Here is a 7,853-nt window from a genome sequence, read left to right on the forward strand (position 1 = left end):
GGGGCCGAACATGTCGCAGAAGGTGAGGCGCTGCTGCAGTGTCGCGAGCATCGCGTCGCTGAAGACTTCGTTGAGCATCCCGTGCGCCTTCAGGTTGTTCAGCGCGACGAGATAGTAGTACTCGCCCGATCTTCGCGTGGGTGATCGCCATCATCCTGATGCTGGCCGGGGTTGCGGCGATCTTCACGCTACCGATCTCGCAGTATCCGACGATCGCGCCGCCATCGATCCAGATCACCGCGAACTATCCGGGCGCTTCCGCGAAGACGGTGGAAGACACGGTGACGCAGGTGATCGAGCAGCAGATGAGCGGTCTCGACAACTTCCTGTACATGTCGTCGACGAGCGACGACTCGGGTAACGCGACGATCACGCTGACCTTCGCGCCGGGTACCAACGCCGACATCGCGCAGGTGCAGGTGCAGAACAAGCTGTCGCTCGCGACGCCGGTTCTGCCGCAGGTCGTGCAGCAGCTCGGCCTGTCGGTGACGAAGTCGAGCAGCAGCTTCCTGCTGGTGCTCGCCTTCAACTCCGAAGACGGCAGCATGAACAAGTACGACCTCGCGAACTTCGTGGCGTCGCACGTGAAGGATCCGATCAGCCGGTTGAACGGCGTCGGTACCGTCACGCTGTTCGGCTCGCAGTACGCGATGCGGATCTGGCTCGACCCGACCCGCCTGACCAACTACGGCCTCACGCCGGTCGACGTCAGCTCGGCGATCACCGCGCAGAACGTGCAGATCGCGGGCGGTCAGCTCGGCGGCACGCCGGCGAAGCCGGGCACCGTGCTGCAGGCGACGATCACCGAATCGACGCTGCTGCAGACGCCCGAGCAGTTCGGCAACATCCTGCTGAAGGTCAACCAGGACGGCTCGCAGGTGCGCCTGAAGGACGTCGCGCAGATCGGCCTCGGCGGCGAAAACTACAACTTCGACACGAAGTACAACGGTCAGCCGACCGCGGCACTCGGTATCCAGCTCGCGACCAACGCGAACGCGCTCGCGACCGCGAAGGCCGTGCGCGCGAAGATCGACGAGCTCTCGCCGTTCTTCCCGCACGGCCTCGTCGTGAAGTATCCGTACGACACGACGCCGTTCGTGAAGCTGTCGATCGAGGAAGTGGTCAAGACGCTGCTCGAAGGTATCGTGCTCGTGTTCCTGGTGATGTACCTGTTCCTGCAGAACCTGCGGGCGACGATCATCCCGACGATCGCGGTGCCGGTCGTGCTGCTCGGCACGTTCGCGATCATGTCGATGGTGGGCTTCTCGATCAACACGCTGTCGATGTTCGGCCTCGTGCTCGCGATCGGCCTGCTGGTCGACGATGCGATCGTGGTGGTGGAGAACGTCGAGCGCGTGATGGCGGAAGAAGGCTTGTCGCCGAAGGAGGCGACCCGCAAGGCGATGGGCCAGATCACCGGCGCACTGGTCGGCGTGGCGCTCGTGCTGTCGGCGGTGTTCGTGCCGGTGGCGTTCTCGGGCGGCTCGGTCGGCGCGATCTATCGTCAGTTCTCGCTGACGATCGTGTCGGCGATGGTGCTGTCGGTGCTCGTCGCGTTGATTCTGACGCCGGCACTGTGCGCGACGATCCTCAAGCCGATCCCGCAAGGGCATCACGAAGAGAAGAAGGGCTTCTTCGGCTGGTTCAACCGTACGTTCAACAACAGCCGCGACAAGTACCACGTCGGCGTGCACCACGTGATCAAGCGCTCGGGCCGCTGGCTCATCATCTATCTGGTCGTGATCGTCGCGGTCGGGCTGCTGTTCGTGCGCCTGCCGAAGTCGTTCCTGCCCGATGAAGACCAGGGCCTGATGTTCGTGATCGTGCAGACGCCGTCGGGTTCGACGCAGGAAACGACCGCGAAGACGCTCGCGAACATTTCCGACTACCTGCTGAAGGACGAGAAGGAAATCGTCGAGTCGGCGTTCACGGTCAACGGCTTCAGCTTCGCGGGCCGCGGCCAGAACTCCGGTCTCGTGTTCGTGCGCCTGAAGGATTACTCGCAGCGTCAGCACGCGAACCAGAAGGTGCAGGCGCTGATCGGCCGGATGTTCGGGCGCTACGCGGGCTACAAGGACGCGATCGTGATCCCGTTCAACCCGCCGTCGATTCCCGAACTCGGCACGGCGGCCGGCTTCGACTTCGAGCTGACGGACAACGCCGGTCTCGGCCACGATGCGCTGATGGCCGCGCGTAACCAGTTGCTCGGGATGGCTTCGAAGGATCCGACGCTGCAGGGCGTGCGCCCGAACGGCCTGAACGACACGCCGCAGTACAAGGTCGACATCGACCGCGAGAAGGCGAATGCGCTGGGCGTGACGGCGGATGCGATCGACCAGACGTTCTCGATCGCATGGGCGTCGAAGTACGTGAACAACTTCCTCGACACCGACGGCCGGATCAAGAAGGTGTACGTGCAGGCAGACGCGCCGTTCCGGATGACGCCGGAAGACATGAACGTCTGGTACGTGCGCAACGGGTCGGGCGGGATGGTGCCGTTCAGTTCGTTCGCGACCGGCCACTGGACGTACGGTTCGCCGAAGCTCGAGCGCTACAACGGCGTGTCGGCGATGGAAATCCAGGGTCAGGCCGCACCGGGTAAGTCGACCGGCCAGGCGATGGCCGCGATGGAAGGGCTCGCGAAGAAGCTGCCGGTCGGTATCGGCTATTCGTGGACCGGCCTGTCGTTCCAGGAAATCCAGTCCGGTTCGCAGGCGCCGATCCTGTACGCGATCTCGATCCTCGTCGTGTTCCTGTGTCTCGCGGCGCTGTATGAAAGCTGGTCGATCCCGTTCTCGGTGATCATGGTGGTGCCGCTCGGCGTGATCGGCGCACTGCTTGCGGCGACGATGCGCGGTCTGGAAAACGACGTGTTCTTCCAGGTCGGCCTGCTGACCACCGTGGGCTTGTCCGCGAAGAACGCGATCCTGATCGTGGAATTCGCGCGCGAGTTGCAGATGACGGAGAAGATGGGGCCGATCGAGGCCGCGCTGGAAGCGGCGCGCCTGCGGCTGCGCCCGATCCTGATGACGTCGCTCGCGTTCATTCTCGGCGTGATGCCGCTCGCGATCAGCAACGGCGCGGGTTCGGCCAGCCAGCATGCGATCGGTACGGGCGTGATCGGCGGGATGATCACGGCGACGTTCCTCGCGATCTTCATGATCCCGATGTTCTTCGTGAAGATCCGCGCGATCTTCAGCGGCGAGAAGGAAGACGTCGACGAGGCGCTGCGCCTGGCTCAGGAGCACTCGCACCACGAAGAGAAGCCGGGCAACGGCGACGAAGGCAACAAGGGACAGTGATGATGCAAAAACACGCTTTGACTGCAATCGCGGTCGCGCTCCTTGCCACGGGCTGCACGATGGCGCCGCATTACAAGCGGCCCGATGCACCCGTCGCGCAGGCGTACCCGGCCGGCGGCGTCTACGCGACGCAGCCGGGTGCGGCCGGCGCGCGCAGCGCGAACGGCCAGGCGGCGACGGCCATCGGCTGGCGCGAATTCTTCGTCGATCCGCGCCTGCAGCGGCTGATCGAGATCGCGCTGAAGAACAACCGCGACCTGCGCGTGTCGGTGCTGAACATCGAGGCGGCGCGCGCGCAGTACCAGATCACGCGCGCGGGCCTGTTCCCGACGCTCGACGGTACGGGCACGGGCAACGTCCAGCGCGTGCCGCAGGGCTTGTCGACGACCGGTGCGCCGTATATCTCGCGTGCCTACAACGTCGGGCTGTCGGCGTCGTGGGAGCTCGACCTGTTCGGCCGCGTGCAGAGCCTGAAGGACCAGGCGCTCGCGCAGTACCTGTCGACGTCGTACGCACGGCAGGCGTCGGAAATCTCGCTGGTGTCTTCCGTGGCCGACCAGTACCTGACGCTGCTGTCGACCGACGACTTGCTGAAGGTCACGGAGAACACGCTGAAGTCCGCGCAGGCGCAGTACGACCTGACGAAGCTGCAGTTCGACAACGGCACGGGCTCGGAGCTCGAGCTGCGTCAGGCGCAGACGGTGGTCGAGACGGCGCTCGCGAACCAGCAGGCGCAGGCGCGTGCGCGAGCGCAGGCGCTGAACGCACTGGTGCTGCTGATCGGCGAACCGCTGCCGGACGACCTGCCGGCGGGCATGCCGCTGGACGCGCAGAACCTGCTGACGGACGTGCCGGCCGGGCTGCCGTCGGATCTGCTGACGCGTCGTCCGGACGTGATGCAGGCCGAGCAGACGCTGCTGGCCGCGAACGCGAACATCGGCGCGGCACGTGCGGCGTTCTTCCCGCGCATCTCGCTGACGGGCGCATTCGGCACCGGCAGCCCGACGCTCGGCGGCCTGTTCAAGGCCGGCACGGCGGCGTGGTCGTTCGCGCCGCAGATCACGATGCCGATCTTCGAAGGCGGGCAGAACATCGCGAACCTGAACCTGGCGAACGTGCAGAAGCGCATCGAGATCGCGAACTACGAGAAGGCGATCCAGTCGGCGTTCCGCGAAGTGGCGGATGGTCTCGCCGCACGCGGCACGTACGACCAGCAGATCGCGGCGCTGGAGCGCAACGAGCATGCGCAGCAGCGTCGTTTCGACCTGTCGGACCTGCGTTACAAGAACGGCGTCGACAGCTACCTGTCGGTGCTGACGGCGCAGACGGACCTGTACTCGGCCCAGCAGACGCTGATCAGCGCACGTCTGGCGCGCTGGACGAACCTGGTCGACCTGTACCGCGCGTTGGGCGGCGGGTGGATCCAGCGGGCCGGCGAAACGCCGCGCGCGCCGGATGCGCCGGTCGACTACGACAAGGCGGCTGCTCCGGTCGCTGCGTCGGCGGCCGCGACGAACGGGTAAGTGCAACGAAGGGGAGGGGCGGCCAGCCGCGCCTGTCCCTGGAACCGGCTGTATGCGGAAACGAGAACGCCACGGGCCACAATCCGTGGCGTTTTCTTTTTTGTGTCCGCGCCGACGTGCCGGCAATCGCATCGGCGTTCCGTCCACCCGTCCGGCGTCGTTCAACACGCGCAGGTACACTCGCTGCATGAAAACGACCCGGATCATCCTGCTCAACGGCGCGGGCAGTTCAGGCAAGACGTCGCTCGCGCATGCGCTCCAGGCGCTGCTGGCCAGCCCGTACCTGCACGTCCGGATGGATGCGTTTCTCGACATGCTGCCCGCGCGCTACCTGAACGACGCGGCCGGATTCACGTTTTCGTCGTTCGTCGAGGACGGCAGGAACGTGGTGTCGATCAGCAGCGGGCCGGTTGCCCGGCGAGCGATGCAGGGGATGCGCCACGCGATCGTCGCGCTGGCGGAGCAGGGCAACAACCTGATCGTCGACGAGGTGCTGCTGGGCGACGAGAAGGCCGAGTACGCCCGTTTGCTGGCGCCGTTTACGGTCAGCCTGGTCGGCGTCCACTGTCCGCTGGAGGTGCTCGAGGAACGGGAGCGGCGACGGGGCGATCGTCTCGCGGGGCTCGCGCGCTGGCAGTACGACAGGGTGCATGCGGGCATGACCTACGATGTGAGCGTCGATACCAGCACGGCCACGCCGGAGGCCTGCGCGCGAAACATCATGCTGGCGCTGGCGTTGCACGGAGGCTGACACGCGGCGCCTCGCGGGGGCGCGTACGTGGCGTCCACGGCGCCACGGCCGCGTGGGCCCAGCCGGGAACAAGCAAAACGCCACGGCATGCCGTGGCGTCTTGCGTTATCGCGTCGCGCCGTCGTCCGGCGCGGGGCGATCAGTGGTGCACGTCGGCGGGACGTCCGTCGAAGTCGTGTCCGGCGCGGCGGATCTCGCAGCGCGCATCCTTCTCGCCTTTCACGCCGTTGAACACGATGTTCAGGATCACGGCCGATGCCGACGCCAGCAGGATGCCGCTGTGCAGGATCGGCGCGAGCGCGGGCGGCAGCTTCGAGAAGAAGTGCGGCGACACGACCGGCACGAGGCCCATGCCGACGCTCACGGCGACGATGAACAGGTTGTGCGCGTTGTTCACGAAGTCGACCTTGGACAGTACCTTGATGCCGTTCGCGGCCACCATCCCGAACATCACGATGCCCGCGCCGCCGAGCACGAACGGCGGCACCGACGCGACGACCTGCGCCATCTTCGGGAACAGGCCGAGCAGCACGAGGATCACGCCGCCCGTCGCACACACGAACCGGCTCTTCACGCCCGTCACGCCGATCAGGCCGACGTTCTGCGAGAACGACGTATGCGGGAACGAGTTGAAGATGCCGCCGATCAGCGTACCGAGGCCGTCGACGCGCAGGCCGCGCACCAGGCGCTCCTGGTTGACCGGGCGATCGACCATGTCGCCGACCGCGAGGAACATGCCGGTCGATTCGATGAACGTGACGAACATCACCGTGACCATCGTCACGATCGACAGCGGGTCGAAGTGCGGCAGGCCGAAGTGGAACGGCATCACGAAGCCGACCCACGGCGCGTGTGCGACGCCGTCGGTATTCACGCGGCCGATCGCGAACGCGATCGCGAAGCCGGCGACGATGCCGAGCAGCACCGAGATGTTCGCGACGAAGCCGCGGCCGTACTTGTTGATCAGCAGGATCAGCGTCAACACGAGCAGCGACAGGCCGAGATAGACCGGGCTGCCGTACTCCGGGTTGCCGACGCCGCCGGCCGCCCAGTTGATGCCGACTTCCATCAGCGACAGCCCGATCACCGCGATCACGGTGCCGACGACCACCGGCGGGAAGAACCGCAACAGCTTGCCGATCATCGGCGCGAGCACGATGCCGATGATGCCGGCCGCGATCGTCGAACCGAAGATGTCGAGAATGCCGAGGCCGGGGTTCGTGCCGATCGCGATCATCGGGCCGACCGCCGCGAACGTGCAGCCCATGATGACGGGCAGGCGGATCCCGAAGATCCACAGGCCCAGCGTCTGGATCAGCGTGGCGATACCGCACGAAAACAGGTCGGCGCTGATCAGGAACGCGATCTGGTCTTTCGGCAGCTTGAGTGCGGCGCCAACGATAAGCGGCACGGCAACGGCGCCGGCGTACATGACGAGGACGTGCTGCAGGCCAAGCGTTACCAGCTTGCCGGTTGGCAGCACCTCATCGCACGGATGGACCGTGTTCGATTGCATCTGTCTCACTCCATGATCTTGTTTTCGGGGTGATACGAAGTTATGCGGAATGAATCCACGCAACAAGAGCGCTGGGTACTATTCCGTTCTTTGCTGGTTCGATATGCCGTTTCGGCATGGAGCAGGGTGTCGATCATCGGGAAACTGCCGCAGGAGTGAGGTTCCCCGGTTTTATAGCCCTTCAAAATAGCGCTGACCCCCGTGCCAAATATGGGCTGCTTTATGGTCTGTATCGGGCGTGCCGCATAGTGGCAAAAAGGACCGATGCAAATTCGTGCCGGGTTAACCCGCGAACGCCCGCTTTTGCGTGCGGGTTGCGGCCCGGTGAAACCGGTCGGCCGGCCGCATGTCCGGCGCGCCGGCGTGGCGGCAAAAGCCGGGGCGCATATCGCGATCCCGTTATCATCGACATCCGTTCATTCGAATTCGCCTACCCGTCATGCGCCTGCTCGGAATCGACCTCGGCACCGGCTCCATCAAACTCGTCACGCTCGATGCAGATGGCGTCGAGCGGGCAGTCGCGAGCGAACCTTATGCGCTGTCGTCGCCGCAGCCCGGCTGGGCCGAGATCGCGCCCGATACGTGGTGGCAGGCGCTCGTGCGCGCGGCCGCACGGCTGCCGGCCGGCGAGCGTGCGCAGGTCGCGGCGATCGGCTTCTCGGGCCAGATGCACGGCGTCGTGCTGATCGACGCGGCCGGACAACCGGTGCGGCCCGCGCTGCTGTGGCCCGACACGCGCGCCGCGCGCGAAGCGGACGCGG

General features: G+C 65.8%; 5 protein-coding genes. 4 read left to right on the plus strand and 1 reads right to left on the minus strand.

Translation table 11 applies throughout. From position 1 onward, the window contains the following. Positions 1-158: 158 nt before the first annotated feature. From bpeB to G3N62_RS33150, 3 genes are all read left to right on the plus strand, one after another. A complete protein-coding gene (gene bpeB, locus G3N62_RS33140; protein WP_206141449.1) occupies positions 159-3,302 on the plus strand; it encodes an efflux RND transporter permease BpeB in 3,144 nt (1,047 codons plus the stop codon). Next, entirely contained in the window at positions 3,302-4,825 is a 1,524-nt protein-coding gene (locus G3N62_RS33145) for an efflux transporter outer membrane subunit (RefSeq protein WP_069245695.1), read from the plus strand. The genes bpeB and G3N62_RS33145 overlap by 1 nt, the downstream gene beginning before the upstream one ends. A 187-nt stretch (positions 4,826-5,012) precedes the next feature. Then, positions 5,013-5,576, plus strand: coding sequence for an AAA family ATPase (locus G3N62_RS33150; RefSeq protein WP_049028697.1), 564 nt, complete (start codon positions 5,013-5,015; stop codon positions 5,574-5,576). A 139-nt stretch (positions 5,577-5,715) separates the two neighbouring features. Here the strand turns inward: G3N62_RS33150 and G3N62_RS33155 are convergent, their stop codons facing one another. Then, the gene (locus G3N62_RS33155; RefSeq protein ID WP_034190516.1) at positions 5,716-7,092 is read right to left on the minus strand and encodes a nucleobase:cation symporter-2 family protein; all 1,377 of its coding nucleotides are present in this window, start codon (positions 7,090-7,092) and stop codon (positions 5,716-5,718) included. A gap of 439 nt (positions 7,093-7,531) precedes the next feature. Here G3N62_RS33155 and G3N62_RS33160 point away from each other — a divergent pair. Then, positions 7,532-7,853, plus strand: a 322-nt coding sequence (locus G3N62_RS33160) for an FGGY family carbohydrate kinase (protein ID WP_241013276.1), incomplete at its 3' end; no start/stop codon positions are given.

Source organism: Burkholderia sp. Tr-20355, from assembly GCF_017104685.1.
Taxonomy (GTDB): domain Bacteria; phylum Pseudomonadota; class Gammaproteobacteria; order Burkholderiales; family Burkholderiaceae; genus Burkholderia; species Burkholderia seminalis.